The following is a 19,265-nucleotide window of genomic DNA, read 5'->3' as shown; positions in this document are numbered from 1 at the left end:
TCTTGTCCACCGAATCGCGAATCGTCATCGACCTCGACGTCCCCGGCCCGACCATCAGCCGGCACCTCTACGGGCACTTCGCCGAGCATCTCGGCCGGTGCGTGTACGACGGCTTCTACGTCGGCGAATCGTCCAGCCTGCCGAACGAGGGCGGGATCCGGCTCGACGTGGTCGAGGCGCTGCGGGCCCTGAACATCCCCAACCTGCGCTGGCCGGGTGGCTGTTTCGCCGACGAGTACCACTGGATGAACGGCATCGGCCCGCTGGCCGACCGGCCCGGAATGGTCAACACCAACTGGGGAAACGTGGTGGAGAACAACCACTTCGGCACCCACGAGTTCCTGGCGCTGTGCGAGTTGCTCGGCGCCGAGCCGTACGTGAACGGCAATGTCGGCAGCGGCACAGTGCGGGAGATGAGCGACTGGGTCGAGTACCTCACCCGCGACGGCGACAGCCCGATGGTCCGGCTCCGCAAGGCCAACGGACGCGACGCCGCCTGGAAGGTGCCGTACTGGGGAATCGGCAACGAGGCCTGGGGCTGCGGCGGCAACCTGAGCGCCGAGGCCTATGTCGAGCTGGCCCGCCGGTACGCGACCTTCTGCAAGGACCACGACGGGAACAAGCTGTACCGGATCGCCGCGGGCGCCTCCGACCACGACCTCGCCTGGACCGAGGCCCTGATGAAGGCGATCAGCAGCCTCGGCGGCGAACCGCGCAACCTCTTCCAGGCGGTCTCGGTGCACTACTACACCGTGCCCGGATCGTGGGAACACAAGGGCAGCGCGACCGACTTCAGCCTTGACGACTACTACCGGACCATGATCAAGGCCCAGGACATCGACCGGGTGCTCACCGGGCACTCGACCGTGATGGACGCCTACGACCCGCAGCGCAAGATCGGCCTCGTCCTCGACGAGTGGGGCACCTGGTGGGACGTCGAGCCGGGCACCAACCCGGGATTCCTGTACCAGCAGAACGCCCTGCGCGACGCGCTGGTGGCCAGTCTGCACTTCGACGTCTTCCACCGGCACGCGGAGCGACTGGTGATGGCCAACATCGCCCAGACGGTCAACGTCCTGCAGGCGATGCTGCTGACCGACGACACCGGCGGGCTGGTGCTGACACCGACGTACCACGTCTTCGAGATGAACAAGGGCCACCACGACGCGACCTCCGTTCCGGTCCATCTGGTCGACCGGCAGGCGCCGTACGAGCTCGACGGCAAGAGCCTGGAGCTGCTCTCGGCCTCGGCCAGCGTGAAGGGCGAGCACGCCCTCGTGTCGCTCACCAATCTCGATCCGGCCGCGTCCGCAGAGGTCGTCCTGGACCTGCGGGGCGCGACGATCCGCGACCATCGGGGGCGGTTGCTCACGGCCTCCGAACTGCAGGCGCACAACTCGACGGCCGATCCGCAGGCCGTCGTACCGGCGGTACTGACCGGCATCGCCGCAGACGATCGTGGCCTGCGGCTGACCCTGCCCCCGCACTCCTTCGCCACCGTCGAACTGGACCTCTGAGGATGCTCGCCCCGGTCATGACTATTGCCGTCCGGCGGAAAAATGTTAGCGTTCACATGTGGAGCAGAACGTGAGCGCCGACGGCGCACCGGACCCGGCCCGGCGGTACGTCGTCGGCATCGACTTCGGCACGCTGTCCGGGCGGGCCGTCGTGGTCGGGGCCGACGACGGCGAGGAGCTCGGCAGCGCGGTGCACGAGTACTCGCACGGGGTGATCGAGAGTTCACTGCCCGGATCCGAGGTCCGGCTGGGACCGAACTGGGCCCTTCAGTCGCCGGCGGACTGGGTCGACGTACTCCGCCAGGCGGTACCGAAGGCGCTGGCCCTCTCCGGGGTCGACCCGGCCGACGTCATCGGCATCGGTACCGACTTCACCGCCTGTACCGTGCTGCCGACGCTCGCCGACGGCACGCCGTTGTGCGAGCTGGGCGATCTCGCCGACCGCCCGCATGCCTGGCCGAAGCTCTGGAAGCACCACGCCGCCCAGCCGCAAGCGGACCTGATCAACAAGGTCGCTGCGGACCGGGGCGAGCCATGGCTCAACCGGTACGGCGGCAAGATCTCCTCCGAGTGGGAGTTCGCCAAGGGTCTCCAGCTCCTCCAGGAGGACCCGGAGCTCTACGCGCGGACCGACCGCTGGATCGAGGCCGCCGACTGGATCATCTGGCAGCTGACCGGTACCGAGTCCCGCAATGTCTGCACGGCCGGCTACAAGGGAATCCGGACCGAGGACGGCTACCCCTCCCAGGAGTACCTGGCGGCCCTCGACCCGGCCTTCACCGACTTCACCGACAAGTTGGCGAACAACCTGATCGCGTTGGGCGCACCGGCCGGACGATTGACCGAGCAGGCCGCCGAGTGGACCGGTCTGCCGGCCGGCATAGCTGTTGCTGCTGGCAACGTTGACGCCCATGTGACGGCCGCGGCGGCCGACGCCACCCGCCCCGGGCAGCTGGTCGCGATCATGGGGACGTCTACGTGTCACGTGATGTCGTCCGACCGACTGGCCGAGGTTCCCGGCATGTGCGGGGTGGTCGACGGCGGCATCATCGACGGGCTCTGGGGTTACGAGGCCGGCCAGTCGGCGGTCGGCGACATCTTCGGCTGGTTCGTGGACAACTGCGTTCCCCCGGCGTACGTCGCCGAGGCCGAACGGCAAGGCTTGTCGGTGCACGCCTACCTGACCGGACTTGCGGCTCAGCAGAAGGTGGGCGCGCATGGCCTGATCGCCCTCGACTGGCACAACGGCAACCGGTCGGTCCTGGTCGACCACGATCTGTCGGCCGTTCTGGTCGGGCAGACCCTCGCAACCCGGCCGGAGGACGGCTACCGCGCTCTGATCGAGGCCACCGCGTTCGGCACCCGCCGGATCGTGGAGGCGTTCGAGCAGCAGGGTGTGGCCGTCGAAGAGTTCATCGTCGCGGGTGGCCTGCTGAAGAACGAACTGCTGATGCAGATCTACTCCGACGTCCTGCGCCGTCCCATCTCGGTCGTCGCGTCCGGCCAGGGCCCCGCACTGGGCTCGGCCATCCACGCGGCCGTTGCCGCCGGCACGTATCCGGACGTGCCGGCGGCAGCCGCGGCGATGGGCCGGCGGACCGAGTCCGCCTACCTGCCCGATGCCGCCCGAGCCGATCGCTATGACCTGCTGTACGCCGAGTACCGGGAACTCCATGACTGGTTCGCGGGCGAGGCGTACGGCGGTACCGGCGTACTGCATCGCCTGCACGCACTCAAGAACGAGGTGATCGGGTGACCGCGTCAGTGGCCGTCGACGAACTGCGGACCGTGGTGGCCGCACTGCACGCGGAGCTGGTCAGGTACGGGCTCGTCGCCTGGACCGCGGGCAACATCTCCGGGCGGGTGCCCGGCGAGGACCTGTTCGTGATCAAGCCGAGTGGGATCTCGTACGACGATCTCACCCCCGGCTCGGTCGTCGTGTGCGATCTGGACGGCAACCTGGTCGAGGGCGACCTGGCGCCGTCCAGCGACACCGCCGCCCACGCGTACGTCTACCGCGCCAGGCCGGACGTCGGCGGCGTGGTCCACACCCATTCCCCGTACGCCACGGCCTGGGCAGCGCGCAACGAAGCGATCCCGTGCGTGCTGACCGCGATGGCCGACGAGTTCGGCGGCGAGATCCCGGTCGGGCCGTTCGCGTTGATCGGCGACGACTCGATCGGCCGCGGCATCGTCGAGACCCTGGCCGGTTCCCGCTCGCCCGCGGTGCTGATGCGCAACCACGGCGTCTTCACCATCGGCAAGGATCCCCGGGCAGCGGTCAAGGCCGCGGTGATGTGCGAGGACGTGGCCCGCACCGTCCACCTCGCCCGGACCGCAGGGGATCCCCTGCCCATCGACCCTGAGCACATCGACAGCCTCTACCGCCGCTATCAGACCGTTTACGGTCAGCGCTGACCTCTGGAGTCAACCATGCAAACCACCCAGCGGCCCCGGATCTGGTTCCTCACCGGCAGTCAGGGCCTCTACGGGCCCGACACCCTCAACCAGGTCGCGACCCAGTCCCAGCAGCTGGTCGCGGCCCTGAACGACTCGGCCGAGCTCCAGGCTGAGGTGGTCTGGTACCCGGTCGTCACCGATGCGGACGCCATCCGGCACACCTTCCTGAAGGCGAACGCCGACGACGACTGCATCGGCGTGATCGCCTGGATGCACACGTTCTCGCCGGCCAAGATGTGGATCGGCGGCCTGGAGGCGCTCCAGCTGCCGCTGCTGCACCTGCACACCCAGGCGAACGTCGCGCTCCCCTGGGCCGAGCTGGACATGGACTTCATGAACCTGAACCAGGCCGCCCACGGCGACCGCGAGTTCGGCTACATCCAGACCCGGCTCGGCATCCCGCGGACCACCGTCGCCGGTCATGTCAGCGATCCGTCCGTCACCGCCCGGATCGGCGCCTGGGCCCGCGCCGCGGCCGGCCTGTCGGCCCTGCGCTCGATGAAGCTCGCGCGCTTCGGCGACAACATGCGCGACGTCGCGGTGACCGAAGGCGACAAGGTGGAGGCCCAGCGCCGGTTCGGTGTCTCGGTCAACACCTACGCGGTCAACGACCTCGTCGCCGCGGTGGACGCGGTACCGGACGGCGATGTCGACGGCCTCGTCAAGGAGTACGACGACACGTACCGGATCGCGCCCGAACTGCGCGCCGGCGGCGACCGGCACGACTCGCTGCGCTACGCCGCCCGGCTGGAGGCCGGCCTGCGGGCCTTTCTCGAGGCCGGCGGCTTCACCGCCTTCACCACCAACTTCGAAGACCTCGGTGGACTGCGTCAGCTGCCGGGCCTGGCCGTCCAGCGGCTGATGGCCGACGGCTACGGCTTCGGCGGCGAGGGCGACTGGAAGACCTCGGTACTGCTGCGCACCCTCAAGGTGATCGGCGCGGGCCGTCCAGGCGGCACCTCCTTCATGGAGGACTACACGTACCACCTGGTACCAGGCGAGGAGCTGATCCTCGGCGCCCACATGCTCGAGGTCTGCCCCTCCATCGCGGCCGGCACCCCGGCCGTGGAGATCCACCCGCTCGGCATCGGCAACCGCGAGGATCCGGTCCGGATGGTCTTCGACGCCGCGCCCGGACCGGCCGTCGTGGTCGGACTCGCCGATCTCGGCGACCGGTTCCGGCTGGTCGCGAACGAGATCGACGTCGTCGCCCCCGACCAGCCGCTCCCCCGCCTGCCGGTCGCCCGCGCGGTCTGGAAACCCCGCCCGGACTTCCGGACCTCGGCCGAATCGTGGCTGACCGCGGGCGCCCCCCACCACACCGTGCTGTCGGCTGCCGTCGGCGCCGACGAACTCCACGACCTGGCCACCATGCTCCGGACCGAACTCCTCACCATCGACGCCTCGACCGAGATCCGTCAGTTCCAGAAGGAGATCCGCTGGAACCAGGCCTACCACCGCCTGGCCCTGGGTCTCTAGTCGCTCAGCTACTTGCCTGGAGCACCAAAGCGGTGTCGACGAACTGCTCGAACCGGACGATCAGACCGGCCCTGACCACGAAGTGATGGGCCACCCGGGCGTTCAGCGTCTTGCCGGTCGCCAGGTTGTTCGCGGTGTAGCGCGCCAGAACCACGACGTTCTCGCCGTCGACGACGTAGGTGTCGTCGTGAGCGACCCAGTTCTCCCACTCCTTGCCGAGTTGCTCCATCACGTTGGTGGTGACGCCGAGCGGGGTCCGGTAGGTGCCGGCGAGGGGGAAGCCTGCCATCTCGGTCCACTCGACATCAGGGGCGAGGGTGGCGCGGAGTGCTTCCAGATCGCCGGCGGCGGAGGCGAGGTACTGGCGGCGTACGACGTCGGCCGGAGCGGTTCCTCCGGCCTCGATCAGCCCCACTGGAGTTCTCCCTTGGCGACCTTGGTGCCGAGGTCCGCGGCGATGACGAGGCCGGCGTCGGGGTAGGCCGCGAGCAGTTTCTCCTTGGCCCCGGCGGCGTCGGCCGCCTCGGCGACGGTCTCCTCGAAGAGGGTCAGGTAGGCGCGGGTGTGGTGGATCGCCGACAGGTCGGTCGGCGCACCCGCCGTACGGTGCCCGGCGGCCACGAAGGTGGGCTGAAGCGCCTCGAGGGTGTCGAGGGCGGTCAGCCAGGCCGCGCGGTCGGCCGTCGTCGGGCTGTCGGCGGTCCAGACGTGGAGTCCGTCGAAGAGCAGGATCCCGCCGAGCAGGGCCCGCTGCTGCGGTTCGAAGAGGTACCAGCCGCGATCGCCGAGGCTGTCGCCCGCGTGCCGCAACTCCAGCGTCCGGCCGTCGAGTTCGACTCCGCCGGTGAACGCGGTGAGCTCGATCAGCCGGGTCGGCAGGTTGGCGCCCAGGTGTGCCCAGGCTTTGAGCTTGCCTTCGTAGGCCGCGGTGATGTGTTCGATCACGTCGGCCGGAGCGACGAAGGCCGCCTCGGGGAACGCGTCGGCGATGACTTCGGCGCCGAAGTAGAAGTCCGGGTCGCCGCCGGTCACGACGACCGTGCGCAGGGTCTTGCCCGCGTCCAGTACCGCGGCGACGATGCGGTGGCCGTCCGCGCGGGTGAAGGCGGCGTCGACGACGATCGCGTCGTTCTCGCCGGTGACGAGGACGGAGGTCTTGTTCAGCGAGGAGTCCGCGGAGTCGAGGACGGTGTAGTTCAGTTCGGACATTGTTCTGGTTCCTTCGATGGATTGGTCGTTACTGTGATACTAGGACTCAGCTCCGTAAGATCCCTTGTGTGAGTGCGTCAGTTGATGGTGAAAATCGGACATCCATGATCCGGAAGGTCGATTACGCACCGCCGGCCGGGCACTCGGCGGGGGCTGAGATCGCCGACCTCGCCACGCTGCTGCGCCGGGCCGGGCCGGGCGAGTTCCAGGCCCCGCAACGACTGGGATTCGACCTGATCCTGCAGATCCGCTCAGGTCACACCGTCCACGAGGTCGACTTCACCAGCTACCCGCTCGGCCCGGGCGACGTCTTCTGGATCCACGCCGGGCAGGTACAACAGTGGGGAGACATCTCGGCCATCGACGGGCCGGTTCTGATGCTCCCGCCCGACCTGTACGACGAGGCGACCGCGCACTTGTTCCGGCGACTCGGCATCAGCCATCTCAATCACTGGCCAGGCGCCGCGTTGCCCGGCAGCCTGCTCTGGGAATCGTTCAGCACGACAGCCGAGATCGACCAGCGACTGCGGGAGGCGCCGGCGCTCGAGCCCGGCGCGCGGGACCAGGCGCTCACGCACGCGGTACTGGCGACCCTGCTCGTGCTGGCAGGCAGCAGCCCCGGCAGTAGCCCGATCCGGCCCCGCAACGAGGTCTTCAGCTGGTTCGAGGAAGAGATCGAGAAGTCGTTCCAGAGCGAACGCACCGTGGCCGGTTACGCCCGGCGGCTCGGCTACTCCGAGCGCACCCTCAACCGCCTCGCCCGGACCCACGCGGGAACCACGGCCAAAGAGCTGATCGACCGCCGGGTCGTCCTCGAAGCCAAACGCCGGCTGATCCACGAAACCGTGCCGATCGTCGAGATCGCCGACCGGCTCGGCTTCGAGGACGCCGCCAACTTCTCCAAGTTCTTCTCGCACCGCACCGGCACCACCCCGGGCGCCTTCCGTAGGGCGAGCCGCCCCCGCTAGCCGGTGCGGGCGACCATCAGCCAGCTGACCTGGATGTCGGGCGATCTGGTCGGCGCGATCGTGACGGCGATCTTGCCGTCGGCGCCGACCGTGACACCTCCGTACGCCGCTGCTTCGTTGGTACCGGTGAACAGCCGTTGCTGGTCGACGACGGCGCCGTTGATGGTCACCTGCGCCGCCCGGTTGGCCCACGGCCAGGGATCGAAGTACCCGGTGTGCACGGTGTACGTCCCCGGTTCCAGGCCCCCGAAGGTGTAGGTCAGCGGCTCGTGGTTCTTGGCGTACCGCAAGGTGCTGTAGAGGTCGCCGTTCGCAGTACCGGACGGTGCGCTCGCACCCGTGTAACCCCAGCTGGTCCCGGTGATGGGATCGGTGCCCAACGCCTGTTCCGCACTCGAGTTCAGCAATGAGGCGTTCTTCGCCAGGATCTGCCAGTCCGCGGTGGCCACGCCGCCGGCGTTGACCGCGTACCGCAGCTCATGCGGCATCACCACGATCGACCGGGTGAAGGTCCGTCCGTCCGCCAGCGTCCCACGGAGGTTGGCCGGTCCTGGCCGCGCGACACTGGTCGCATCCCAGGTCACGGCTACCTGTGTCGACCGCGTGCCCGTCCTCACGGTCACCTCGGCCGGGAGCGCGCTGGTGTCGCCGAGCCAGGTGTGGTCCGGCAGTTGGGTCTCGACACTCCACCGCTGGTACGGCGCCAGGTCGTCCAGGGTCCACTCCTGGTCCGGGCCGATCGACAGGCTGCCGCTTTCGCCCAGGGACATCGGCATCCAGACGTACGGAGCGTTCTTGAGGTCGCTCGGCGTCCAGCGGTCGGCCATGAAGATGAACTTGTTGTTCTCCTGGTCGTACGGGATCACGTTCGTGCTCTGCGAGCCGAAGGTGGTCGCCGCGCCCGGTCCGCTGATCGGGCTGCCCTGGTCGGTGAACTGGCCGAGGACGTTGTCCGACGTCGCGTACCTAGCCGGGTTCGGGTCCCAGCCGGTCGCGCCCGACGTGAGCAGGTAGTACCGGCCCTCGGACTTGAACATCGCCGGCGCTTCGCGTTGGTTGCAGGCCAGCGTACGGACGAAATCCTTGCCCTGGATGGCGTTCTCGGGCCGTGCGGACAGATAGGTGTAGTCGCGGTCGAGCTTGGAGATGTACATCGACCGGTTCTCCTCGGAGGAGTAGATGATGTACGCCGAGCCGTCGTCGTCCACGAACAGGTTCATGTCCCGCGCCATCCCGCCGGCCGGGTCGAACGAGGACCCGGTACCGCACCAGGGCACGGAATCGCTCGGCACGTGGTTCAGCCGGTACGAGTCGATCCAGCGGAACGGTCCCATCGGCGAGTCCGCGATCGCCACACCGGCCTCGGCCCGCGCGTACGTCGACGTACTGTCCGGTGACGAGGGCCCGTCGGAGTGCACCCACATCACCCACTTGCGAGTGGACTTGTTGTAGACCACCTTCGGCCGCTCGAGGATCGACGGCCGCGCCCAGCCGTCCGAGCGCACGCTGTTGGTCGACAGGTCGCGCCAGACGACCTCCCTCTGCGCCGGGGTGTAGTGCTTGTAGACCTTGGCGAAGTACGGGTCGCTCTCGAACTGGCCGGGCGAGCTCATCGCCTTCAAGGCGAGCCCGCGATCCTTCCAGTTGTAGAGGTCGTACGAGGAGTACACGTGCACGCCAGGGCTGTCGTAGTACCCGTTGCTGCGGTCCTCGCCGTACCAGTACCAGACCCGCTTCCCGCCGCCATCGGTCGAGGCGACGATCTGCCCACCATGGGCCTGGATCACCTGCCCGTTGTTGTCGAGCCATTGAGCACCTGGGCGGAACGACGTGTACCTCTCAATGTGTCCGGCCTGGGCCGCGACCGTGGCTGGAGCCAGCAGGGTGAGCGCGGCGCCCAGGACCGCAAGGATGCGCACTGGTCTGAACAGCTTCATCGGATTCTCCTCATCGGGCGGGCGGATTCCGGATTCGGGCGAGCTGAGCATTGGTGTTCGTGTGCACCACCCACAAGGCACACCCCGGTACGGTGGCCAGGCCGGCCACCGGGACCTGACTGACGATGATCAGTGCGGCCAGCAGGACACCGAGCGAGAGCAGGCTGAGCGGCCAGGCGCGGACGCTGGTGTAGACAGCGAGCCTCAGCAGCGCTCGCAGACCTAGCGCTGACTCGCTGCCGACCAGCACCAAAGCGGCGAGGCCTGCGTTGAGTACCAGCACGAGAAGCACCACCAGCAGGGGTATAGCGACCGGAAATGCACCGGCCAGCACCTTGAAGTCGGCCAGGAGAACTCCAGCCAGGCCTGCCGTGAGCGAGGCGACGACGAGCGAGCGACGACCGGTGGACCGCACCAATCGGATCAGGGCGCTCAGCGGAGGACGGGCGTCATCGATGGCGAGATAGCCGAACGCGGCGGTCGCTGCCGGGCCGAGTGGAAGGGCGAGCAGACCGAAGAAGAGCGGGTATCGCCACGGCGTGGCGACGGTGCCGAGGGCAAGCATCAGCGGCGCCCCGGCGACGGCCAGCACGAGGTTGACCGCCAGCACCCGATGGGCGAACGACCAGAGCAGGTCCCAGGCGTCCGCCCGGACGTTCACCCGCGACAGTGGCGAGGCCATCACTTCATCCCGCTGGTCGCGATGCCCTGCACGAAGTACTTCTGGCCGAGCAGGAAGATCACCAGGATCGGCAGCACGGACAGTACCGAGCCGGTCATGATCATCGCGTACTCCGCGTCGTACAGGCCGACGAACGAGCGCAGTCCCAGCTGGATCGTCCACAGGTTGTTGTCGGTCAGGTAGATGAACGGACCCATGTAGTCGTTCCAGGTGTTGACGAAGGTGAGCAGCGCCAGGCTCGCCAGCGCGGGCTTCGACAACGGCAGGATGATCCGGGCCCAGATGCCGTACTCGCTCAGCCCGTCCAGCCGGGCCGCCTCGCTCAGCTCGTCAGGGATGGTCAGGTAGTACTGCCGCATCAGGAACACCCCGAAGGCGCTGAACGCCTGCAGCAGGATCAGCGACAGATGCGTGTTCACCAGGCCGGCCTTCTGCATGATCACGTACTGCGGCACCATGTACGCCTGCCAGGGCACCGCGATCGTCGCGATGTAGGCGAGGAACAACGCGTCCCGGCCGGGAAATCGCACCTTGGCGAACCCGTACGCCGCGAAGCTCCCGGTGAGCACCTGCAAAGCGGTGATCGTGACGCTGAGGAACACCGAGTTGCGCAGGTAGGTGAGCAGCGGGATCCGGCCCCAGATCGCACTGAAGTTGCCCCAGTGGAACTCGGCCGGGATCCACCGGACCGGCACGCTGAAGACGTCCGCGTCGGCCTTCAGCGACGACGAGACCATCCAGGCGAACGGCACCAGCACCGCCACCGAGAGCAGTCCCAGCAGCAGGTACGCCGACGTGCGGCGTACCCGGCTCATCGCTCGCTCCTTCGCTGCAACCGGAACTGGACCAAGGTGATCGTCAGCACGATGACGAACAGCACCATGGACACGGCCGAGGAGTAGCCGAACCGGCCCTGGACGATGCCCTCGCGGTAGATCACCTGGGACAGCACCAGCGTCGCGCGGCCCGGGCCGCCCTCGGTCATCACCTGGATCAGGTCGAACACCTTGAAGCTGGAGATGGTCAGCATGATCAGCACGAAGAAGGTGGTCGGCCGCAGGCCCGGCAAGGTGATGTGCCGGAACCGCTGCCAGCCGTTCGCCCCATCCACCTGGGCGGCCTCGTACAGCTCGGCCGGGATCGTCTGCAGCCCGGCCAGGTAGAGGATCATGTAGTAGCCGAGGTCACGCCACACGCTGGCCACGATCACCGCGGGCATCGCCCAGGTGGTCGAGGTGGTCCAGCCCGGCGGGTGGTCGATGCCGATGGCCCGCAAGAACTGGTTCACCGGGCCCGACTCCGGGCTGAGCAACATGTTCCAGACCACGGCGACCGCGACCAGCGAGGTGATGTACGGGAAGAACAGCGCGGTCCGGAAGAACCGCGCTCCCTTCAGCTTCTGGTTCAGCAGTACTGCGAACCCGAGCGCGGCACACAGCGTCAGCGGCACGTGCCCGACGGCGTAGTACGCGGTGTTCTTGAGCGCGGTCCAGAAGGTGTCGTTGTGGATCATCCGCTCGAAGTTGTCCAGGCCGACCCAGCGGGGCGTGCTGTAGGAATCCCAGTCGAGGAAGGACAACGCGAGCGAGGCGATCACCGGCACCAGCGTCAGCGCGGCGAAGCCGATGAAGTTCGGCAGGATGAAGCTCCAGCCGACCCAGGTCCGGCTGCGGCGCCTGGCCGGCCGCGGCGCGGGCGCAGGGGGCCGGACCTGCCGCGGTGCGGACACGGTGGTGGTCATCGGTCAGCGGACCTCGTTCTTGACCCGCTTGGCCATCTCGGCCAGGCCGTCGTCGAGCGACTTCTGCCCGGTCATGATCAGCTCGTGCTCCTCGGTCAGGATCTGGTCCACGTCGGAGGACTTGTCGCCGACCGGCATCTCGAGCACGACGTTGTCGGGCTTGAAGGCCTTCTTCGCCACCGCGTCGCTGGGCACCCCCGGCAGCGCGAAGTAGGTGTCGAGGATCTGCTGGCTCTGCAACGACGGCGTCACGCCGGCCTTGGCGACCGCGGTGGCGCCGGCTTCGCTCGAGGCCCATTCGACGAACTTCTTTGCCGCGTCGGCGTGCTTGGAGTTCTTGTTCACCGCGAACGCGGTCGGCGAGCCGAAGGTGGTCACCTTCCCGTCGGCCGTGCGCTGCGGCAGCGGCGCCATCCCCCACTCCACCTTGGTCTTGCCCGACTTCGTGTCGGCCAGCAGCGTCGAGGCGTACCAGGTGCCCATCGGCATCAGCGCGGCCTTGCCGGTGGAGAACATCGTGTTGTAGGTGACCTTCTGGCTCCTGGCGGTTGCCCAAGGCAACATCGCGCCGTCCTTCTGGAGATCCAGCGTCATCGTGTACTGGTCCTTGAAGAAGCCGTAGTCGCCACCGAGCAGGTCACCGCCGGTCTGCGCCGCCGCGGTGGCCTCGACCACCGAGCGCCAGGTGTGCTGGTACGCGCCGTACACCTTCGACGGACCATCGCCCTTGGTCAGGCTCTTCGCCAGCGTGGCGTAGTCGGCCCAGGTCAGGTTCTGCAGCTTCGACTCCGGTACGCCGGCCTGCTTGAGCAGTGTCTTGTTGTAGTAGAGCACCCAGAAGTCCTGGCGGTACGGCAGCGCGAAGTACTTGCCGTCGAGGTCGTAGGACTTCAGGCCCGAGTACTTCGCCGGGTCCAGCGCCTTGGCCTGGTCGGTCATCGGCAGCAGCTGTCCACGGGTGCCGAACCTGGCGTAGTCGATCACGTTCTTCATCGTCAGCACGTCGGTGGTGTCACCACCGGCCAGCATCGTGGTCACCTTGGTCGGATAGTCGTCGGCCAGGATGTCGACCGGCTCGACCTTGATCTGCGGGTTGGCCTGCTGGAAGCCGTCGATGATCGCCTTGAACTCCGGCGTGGTGGCGTAGTTCCACAGGGCGACCTTGATGGTCTGCGGTCCGTCGGCGGCCGGGGTGTCCGAGCCGCCCCCGCAAGCGGTCAGCAGGGCCAGGGCGGCGGCGCCGGCCAGGATGGTGACGAGGTGTCGCTTCACGACTTTCTCCTTGTACTTCGTACTGCGCGGGTGGCGGTCAGGCGGTGAGCGGGAAGAGGTCGGCCGTGATCCGGTGCCGGAGCGGTTCGCCGGCCAGCCACCGGGTGAGTTCGGCCAGCATGTGATCGGTGAGTCGATGGATCTCGGTGCCGAGGGATCCGGCGATGTGCGGGGTGACCATGACGTTGTGGGTCGAACGCAGTGGTGATTCGGCCGGCAACGGCTCCGGATCGGTGACGTCGAGGATCGCGAACAGCCGTCCGGCCCGGCACTCGGCAGCGAGGGCGGCCGAATCGATCAGGCTTCCCCGCGCGGTGTTGATCACGGTGGCGCGGTCGGGCAAGCAGGCCAGTTCTCGCGCGCCGATCATCTGGTACGTGCTCGGCAGGGCCGGCGCATGCAGGGAAAGCACGTCGACCCGGGGTAGTAGTTCGTCGAGGCCGACCAGTTGCGCACCGGCCGCTTCCACCTCCGCCGGGTCCGCATGCGGATCGGCCACCAGCACGGTCGGGCCTTCGAGCACCCGGAGCAGATCGACGACCCGGCGGCCGATCCGGGAGAAACCGACCACACCGATCGTGCGGCGGAAGTTCGACAGGTCGCCGAAGCCCTGCAACTGGCCCCAGCCGCGGTAGGCCGTCGCGGCGTCCGCGGCCAGGAAGGGCGCCTTCTTTCCGGCCAGGATGATCGCGGCCAGCGTGTACTCGGCCACCGGGATCGCGTTGGCGTCGGCCGCGCTGGTGAGCACGATGTCGCGAGACCACAGCACGCCGTCGGCCACCGAACGGACGCTTCCGGCCGCATGGAAGACGGCCTTGAGCCGCGGCGCGGCGGCCAGCCGGTCGGCCGTCAGCCGGGGCACGCCCCAGGAGCTGACGATCAGGTCGGCCGTCGCGAGCCGGGCCCGGGCCTGCGCGGAGTCGAGCTCGTCGGTCCAGATCGGATCGGGCAGCGCCACCAGCGAGCGGAGCCGATCGAGCCGGAGCCGATCGAAGTGAGCGTCGAACGACTCGCGGTTCATCACGAGCAGCGCCTCACTGCGGTAAGCGGTTACCGTTGCGGTCATGTGAACATGAGATGACGGAGACGTTCAGATCATCTACGGCTCGTCCGTATTCATTCACAAACGTTCAGATTCGAACAAGGGAGGTAGGGCGGATGCCGGACGACCGGCTGTTCGGCCTGCAGCGGCACGAACGGGTGATGGACGAGCTGCGTCGCGAAGGCGCCGTCCGGGTGAAGGAGCTGGCCGAACTGCTCGGCGTCAGCGAGTTGACCGTCCGGCGCGACATCGCCGCGCTCGCGGCGCAGAACCTGCTCACCAAAGTCCACGGCGGCGCGACGTTGCCGACCGACCTGGCGCCCCCGGCGCGGCGGCGCGGGCCGGCCGCGCCCCGGTTCACCATCGGGATGGTGGTCCCCTCCCTCGACTACTACTGGCCACCGATCGTCTCCGGCGCCCGGACGACGGCCGCGGCACTGGGGGTGGCGATCCAGCTGCGCGGCTCGAGCTACGACTGGGCCGAGGACCGCCGGCAGATCACCCGGCTGATCGAAGCCCAGCAGGTCCAGGGGCTGCTGCTCGCGCCGAACCTGGAGGGCGCCGCCGTCGACGAGATGATCGACTGGATCGCCCGGCTCCCGGTACCGGTGATCCTGGTCGAGCGACAGCCGCCACGCTGGACGCCGACCAAGCACCAGGTCGAATGGGTCCGCAGCGATCACGCCCTGGGGGTCGAGCTGGCCGTCCGGCACCTGCACGCCCAGGGTCACCGCAACCTGGCGCTACTGCTGTCCAAAGGAAGTCCGACCTCGGCGCACCTGGCGGCCGGCTGGAATCTCGTGTGTGCCGATCTCGCGATCCCGGCCGGCCTGGTGATCCGGGAGTCCGTGAACATGGAGCAGCCCGGACATCGCGACATCATCGCCCAGGTACTCGGCCGCTGCCGGGCCGCGGGAACGACGGCCATCGTCGTGCACTCCGACCCCGACGCGATGGCGGTCGCCCAGTACTGCGCCGAGCAGGGCATCGCAATCCCTGACCAGCTGGCGATCGTGGCCTACGACGACGAGATCGCCCACCTGGCCGAGCCGGCCCTGACGGCGATCCGGCCGCCGAAGTCGATGGTCGGCCGGACCGCGGTCGAGCAGATGGTCGCCCGCCTCACCGAAGGCCGCCGCCGGCCCCCACAACGCGTCCTGGTCGTGCCCGAGCTGGTCATCCGCGATTCATCGATGCCGCACTAGCCGAACAACAAGATCTCCTCGGTGCCGTCCGGCCAGGTGACCCGAATGCTGCCGTCGTCCACCGCGACGTTCGGAAGAGGCTCGGGGTGACCGCCGGACAAGGAGACGATGGCAACGAAGACCTGACCCGGTACGGCGGCCGCGCGGACGAGCGGAATCGCGGTGTGGTTGCCCAGGGCCTCGGACTCGCCGGACCGGCGGATATCGACCGCCTCGAAGCCGATGCGGCCTTCGATGGAGGACAGCAACTCAGCGGCACGGACCTCGGCCCCCGCATCGAGTACTCCGGACGGCGGGGCGGCGGAGGTCAGCGGCCAACCGGACATCTCGAGCAGCCAGCCGGGTTCGACGACTGCATCCGGATCGATGCGGGCGGCCCGCACCTCGTGGCTTCCGCGCAGCGCGGACACCATCGCGACCGTAGGCCCCGCGACAACCGCTCCGCCGCGGCCCGATCCGTGCTCCGGTCCGGTGTCGTCGGCTATCCGCACCCAGTGGGTCGACGCGATCGAGGCGTTCGTACCGATCGTCGTGAAGCCGTTGCGGTGCGACCGGCCGTGCTCAGGGTGCACGATGCTGACGCTGTTCTCGAGCGGTTGCGCCCAGTACGGCGTACTGAGCAGTGGCATCGTGTGGGTCGAGTACCCCAGCCGGGCGTACAACGGCGAGTCGGCGCGTTCGTCGCCGGGGACCGAGTGGTCGGTGCCGTGGTTGACGACGCGCACGATCCCGTCGGCCCGGGTCCCGCTGACCAGCCAGCCGGGCTCTGCGAGTTCGCGGGTGAAGTCGGAACGCTCGACAGGCAAGGGCTCCTCAGCCGCGGTCCAGACCGGATGACTTGCCGGAAGCATCAAGCCGAGCATGCCTTTCACCGCCCAGTACGGCGATCCCGGGCCGGAGTACGACTGGGCGATCGCCGGCCATTCGCCGTGCCAGCCGAGGGTGAGCAGACCTCGCCGATCGGGGACGCCCTGGTCGAGAAAGTACTTGAGCATTCCGGACGTCGTCCGGCGCATCAGGCCAGGGGCGAGATCGGTGGCACCGGTGATCGCACCGATCCAGAACGGCGCGGCCGCGGCGAAGCGGTAGGTCAGGCTCCGGCCCTGGATCAGCGGTGCGCCGTTGCCGCCGACCAGGTGGACCGCCGAATCCAGGAAGGCCGTCAGCCGCTCGCGCCAGGCTGTCACCAGCGCGGGATCGCACAGCCCGGGATCCATCGATGCCCACAGCAACGGATAGACATGCAGCGCCCAGCCGTTGTAGTGGTCGAACGCGCGCTCCGGACCGTCGGCGTACCAGCCATTTCCGCGATACAACGACTCGTGCACCGCGAGGCCGCTGTCGATGTCGTCGCGGGACCACGGTCCGCCGACCGACTTGAGGAACGTCTCCACGACGATCTGGAACCAGACCCAGTTGATCGGTGGGTACTTCTCGCCGACCACCGTCGCCAGCCAGGCGACGATCTGCTCGCGATCACGGTCGTCGAGCCGGTCCCACAACCACGGCCTGCTCAGATGCAGGCCGAGAGCGATCGAGCAGGCCTCGACCTTGGCCTGCCCGAGCTGGTCCGGGCGCGGCCACGCGTGCGGTGACATCGGATCGGTACCGGCTCGGAGGCCCTCGGCGTACCACCCGGCGAGATCGTGCGGGTCCTTGCCGTCCTCACCCTTCAGCCGGATCGCTGTCAGCAGGAAAGACCGGGCGAAGGCCTCCAGGGAGTCACTGTCGGGTCCGTACGCGCTCTGTTGTCCAGGCAGGTCGATCCGGGCGTGCTCGGGCGAGGCCCAGCCACGCAGTGAGAGCAGCAGGTGATCGGCGACCTCCGCCCAGGAGTCGCGGGTCAGGCCGGTGAAGCGGGCGTCGTTCATCAACGAGATCCTCGGGTCAGAGTGAGTTCGAAACGATTGTTGCCCGCCGCAAGGATCAGGCGATGGACAGCCGGGCCCCAGACCCGCTGGAGCAGTTCGTCGTCGACGGCTCGCGGCTCCAATCGGCCGGTGCCGAGGCCGGCATCCCATCGCAGTTCCGCGACGCTGCCGCCAAGGGTCTCGACCACGAGGCGGCCGGGCTCGTGAGCAACGGGTTGTCCGGCGATCACGAAGTGCTCGGCGATCTCGGTCCCCTCCGCCCAGGTGTCGACGACGCGGACGGTCTGACCGATCCGGTCCAAGGTCGCCGTCCGTCGCAGGTTCCCGCTGGGATAGGCGTCCGACAGATCGAGCTCAGCGCGGTCGCTGTCGCCGGCACTGTGGACGGCGAAGTCTGTTGCCCGCCACTGCGGACCTGCTTCCTGTTCCCGGCCGTTGACGACGGGGACGTTGTGCCACTCGCTGCGGACCACCCACTGCTCGTACCGGCGATCGGAGAACGAGATCGCCGTGTAGGTCGGCTGCCCCAGGTCCACCAGCACCGGCGTCGCATCGAGTGCGGCGATGAACGAGCCGACATCGTTGTGATTGTGGTTCTCGTCGTTGTGCCCGCCCTTCACGGCCAGCGCCCAGCCAGCGGTGGATCCGCCGTCCTGCCGGGCTACCAGCAACTGCACCTCGGGCAGCCAACTCGAGCGAGGCAACGGCAGAGGCATGGCGGTCGCCTGCCACCAGTCGTCGTCGGCAAGTGCGACCAACGCTCGTCCCAGACCGGCCACGAACCCCAGCTCCTGACGGTGCGCAGCCGCCTGGGCCATGACGCCCTCGTCACCGATCCGGCGACCCCAGCGGTGCAACACGTCCCACGGCTGGTCACGTGCAGGCCTGGCCGATCCGTCACCGACATTCACGAACCAGCCGTCGCCCAGCGCCATCCGCTGGGGATACCGGGCGAGTTCCTCCAGTGGCGTGCACTGCCAGGGATCGAAGGCGCCGAGGGTGATCCGGTCGAGGAGCTCGAGCGCACTGGCCAGTCGCGCTGGCCCGTTCCACCAGTACGCGTAGCCCTCATCGCACCCGCCGTCGGCCGGGAGCGCCTGGAGATAGCGGTCGAGGCCGTCGACAACGAGATCGACCACCTGCGTACGGCGTACCGGATCGGTCTCCAGGAACAGCGCGGCGACCAGTACGTGGCCGTGGATCCACGGGTTCCAGTTGTGCAGGTGACCGTCGAGTCCGAGCCAGTGCCAGCGACGGTCCTCGACGAACGGCCGCAGTACCCGCCGCTCGGCCTCCTCCCGCAGACGTCGGCGAAGACCCGGCACGCGCGCATCCAGCGCTGGGCCGAGCACGAGATCGGCCCACGCCAGGATCTCCACGGTCTCAGCAGCGCCCAGATCGAGGTACGGCGTACTGGAATCCGCCACGACCTCCCCTCGCGCCGTCGCGAACGACTCGTGAGCTGCCCAGCACCAGGTCGTCTGCTCACACAGCAGCAACAGCCCGTCGGCGGCCTCGTCGACATGCTGCTGGTCTCCTGTCAGGACCGCCGCGAGCACCGCCGTACTGGTTCGCTGCCGCAGCTCCCCCGCCGGACCTTCGTACGCTGTACGTACGCCGTCACGCCAGTACCGGGCGAAGTCCGACAGCAACAACCGCGGCCACGGCTGGGAACGATCCGCCGCGGCACGGTCCAGCACAGCGGCCGAGGCATCCGTGGGACGCGATTCCCAGACCAGGCGCTGCCCCAGGTCCGGGACACCTGCACGATCCCGTGCCGAGTCGAGAGCCACCCTCCGGATCGCCGGGTCCAGTGCGCGCCAGCGCTGGGCAAGGGTCATCCGGCCATGCTCTCGCGTACCTCGGCAGGCCTCCAGACAGC

The 19,265-nt window shown here is 68.4% G+C and carries 16 protein-coding genes; 6 read left to right on the top strand and 10 right to left on the bottom strand.

Annotated features, from left to right (window positions below; translation table 11 throughout):
- The first annotated feature begins 2 nt into the window (after window positions 1-2).
- The 4 genes from OHA70_RS20850 to araA are packed head-to-tail and all read left to right on the top strand — an operon-like array spanning window position 3 to window position 5,456.
- Window positions 3-1,517, top strand: a complete 1,515-nt coding sequence (locus tag OHA70_RS20850) for an alpha-N-arabinofuranosidase (RefSeq protein ID WP_328320093.1) — start codon at window positions 3-5, stop codon at window positions 1,515-1,517.
- 58 nt (window positions 1,518-1,575) lie between these two features.
- On the top strand, window positions 1,576-3,273 hold the full coding sequence (gene araB / locus OHA70_RS20845; RefSeq protein ID WP_328320091.1) for a ribulokinase: 1,698 nt from the start codon (window positions 1,576-1,578) through the stop codon (window positions 3,271-3,273).
- Entirely contained in the window at window positions 3,270-3,935 is a 666-nt protein-coding gene (locus tag OHA70_RS20840; RefSeq protein WP_328320089.1) for an L-ribulose-5-phosphate 4-epimerase, read from the top strand. The genes araB and OHA70_RS20840 overlap by 4 nt, the downstream gene beginning before the upstream one ends.
- A gap of 15 nt (window positions 3,936-3,950) precedes the next feature.
- Window positions 3,951-5,456 (top strand): L-arabinose isomerase, encoded by a 1,506-nt coding sequence (gene araA / locus OHA70_RS20835; protein ID WP_328320087.1) that lies wholly within the window; start codon window positions 3,951-3,953, stop codon window positions 5,454-5,456.
- Between the two features lie 4 nt (window positions 5,457-5,460).
- Here araA and OHA70_RS20830 read toward each other — a convergent pair whose 3' ends face one another.
- Together OHA70_RS20830 and OHA70_RS20825 are read right to left on the bottom strand one after the other, a co-directional pair.
- Window positions 5,461-5,871, bottom strand: coding sequence for a nuclear transport factor 2 family protein (locus tag OHA70_RS20830; RefSeq protein WP_328320085.1), 411 nt, complete (start codon window positions 5,869-5,871; stop codon window positions 5,461-5,463).
- Window positions 5,862-6,665 (bottom strand): MBL fold metallo-hydrolase, encoded by an 804-nt coding sequence (locus tag OHA70_RS20825; RefSeq protein WP_328320082.1) that lies wholly within the window; start codon window positions 6,663-6,665, stop codon window positions 5,862-5,864. Before OHA70_RS20825 ends, OHA70_RS20830 begins: the two co-directional genes overlap by 10 nt.
- A gap of 104 nt (window positions 6,666-6,769) precedes the next feature.
- Between OHA70_RS20825 and OHA70_RS20820 the strand changes: the two genes are divergently transcribed.
- The gene (locus tag OHA70_RS20820) at window positions 6,770-7,633 is read left to right on the top strand and encodes an AraC family transcriptional regulator (RefSeq protein WP_328320080.1); all 864 of its coding nucleotides are present in this window, start codon (window positions 6,770-6,772) and stop codon (window positions 7,631-7,633) included.
- On the opposite strand, the gene OHA70_RS20815 is transcribed toward OHA70_RS20820, so the two are convergent.
- From OHA70_RS20815 to OHA70_RS20790, 6 genes are read right to left on the bottom strand one after another with little or no spacing between them, the layout of a single operon-like run.
- Window positions 7,630-9,570, bottom strand: coding sequence for a glycoside hydrolase family 43 protein (locus OHA70_RS20815; protein ID WP_328320078.1), 1,941 nt, complete (start codon window positions 9,568-9,570; stop codon window positions 7,630-7,632). The two genes, OHA70_RS20820 and OHA70_RS20815, sit on opposite strands and share 4 nt — an antisense overlap.
- Window positions 9,571-9,580: 10 nt before the next feature.
- The gene (locus tag OHA70_RS20810) at window positions 9,581-10,252 is read right to left on the bottom strand and encodes a hypothetical protein (RefSeq protein WP_328320076.1); all 672 of its coding nucleotides are present in this window, start codon (window positions 10,250-10,252) and stop codon (window positions 9,581-9,583) included.
- A complete protein-coding gene (locus OHA70_RS20805) occupies window positions 10,252-11,067 on the bottom strand; it encodes a carbohydrate ABC transporter permease (protein WP_328320074.1) in 816 nt (271 codons plus the stop codon). The genes OHA70_RS20810 and OHA70_RS20805 overlap by 1 nt, the downstream gene beginning before the upstream one ends.
- Window positions 11,064-11,993 carry a carbohydrate ABC transporter permease gene (locus tag OHA70_RS20800; RefSeq protein WP_328320072.1) on the bottom strand — a complete coding sequence of 310 codons (930 nt, stop codon included), beginning with the start codon at window positions 11,991-11,993 and terminating at the stop codon, window positions 11,064-11,066. Before OHA70_RS20800 ends, OHA70_RS20805 begins: the two co-directional genes overlap by 4 nt.
- 3 nt (window positions 11,994-11,996) lie before the next feature.
- Complete coding sequence (locus OHA70_RS20795; RefSeq protein ID WP_328320070.1) at window positions 11,997-13,265, bottom strand: ABC transporter substrate-binding protein; 1,269 nt, start codon at window positions 13,263-13,265, stop codon at window positions 11,997-11,999.
- Between the two features lie 37 nt (window positions 13,266-13,302).
- Window positions 13,303-14,331 carry a hydroxyacid dehydrogenase gene (locus tag OHA70_RS20790; protein ID WP_328320068.1) on the bottom strand — a complete coding sequence of 343 codons (1,029 nt, stop codon included), beginning with the start codon at window positions 14,329-14,331 and terminating at the stop codon, window positions 13,303-13,305.
- A 92-nt stretch (window positions 14,332-14,423) separates the two neighbouring features.
- Between OHA70_RS20790 and OHA70_RS20785 the strand changes: the two genes are divergently transcribed.
- Entirely contained in the window at window positions 14,424-15,512 is a 1,089-nt protein-coding gene (locus tag OHA70_RS20785; protein ID WP_328320066.1) for a substrate-binding domain-containing protein, read from the top strand.
- Here the strand turns inward: OHA70_RS20785 and OHA70_RS20780 are convergent.
- Both OHA70_RS20780 and OHA70_RS20775 read right to left on the bottom strand, forming a co-directional pair.
- Window positions 15,509-17,383, bottom strand: a complete 1,875-nt coding sequence (locus OHA70_RS20780; RefSeq protein WP_328320064.1) for a DUF2264 domain-containing protein — start codon at window positions 17,381-17,383, stop codon at window positions 15,509-15,511. The two genes, OHA70_RS20785 and OHA70_RS20780, sit on opposite strands and share 4 nt — an antisense overlap.
- Complete coding sequence (locus OHA70_RS20775) at window positions 17,383-19,224, bottom strand: heparinase II/III domain-containing protein (protein ID WP_328320062.1); 1,842 nt, start codon at window positions 19,222-19,224, stop codon at window positions 17,383-17,385. Before OHA70_RS20775 ends, OHA70_RS20780 begins: the two co-directional genes overlap by 1 nt.
- Window positions 19,225-19,265: the final 41 nt, after the last annotated feature.

The organism is Kribbella sp. NBC_00382, from assembly GCF_036067295.1.
Lineage (GTDB): Bacteria > Actinomycetota > Actinomycetes > Propionibacteriales > Kribbellaceae > Kribbella.
Note: the sequence above shows the minus strand (reverse complement) of the source record. Positions and strands in the feature narration are given on the sequence as shown.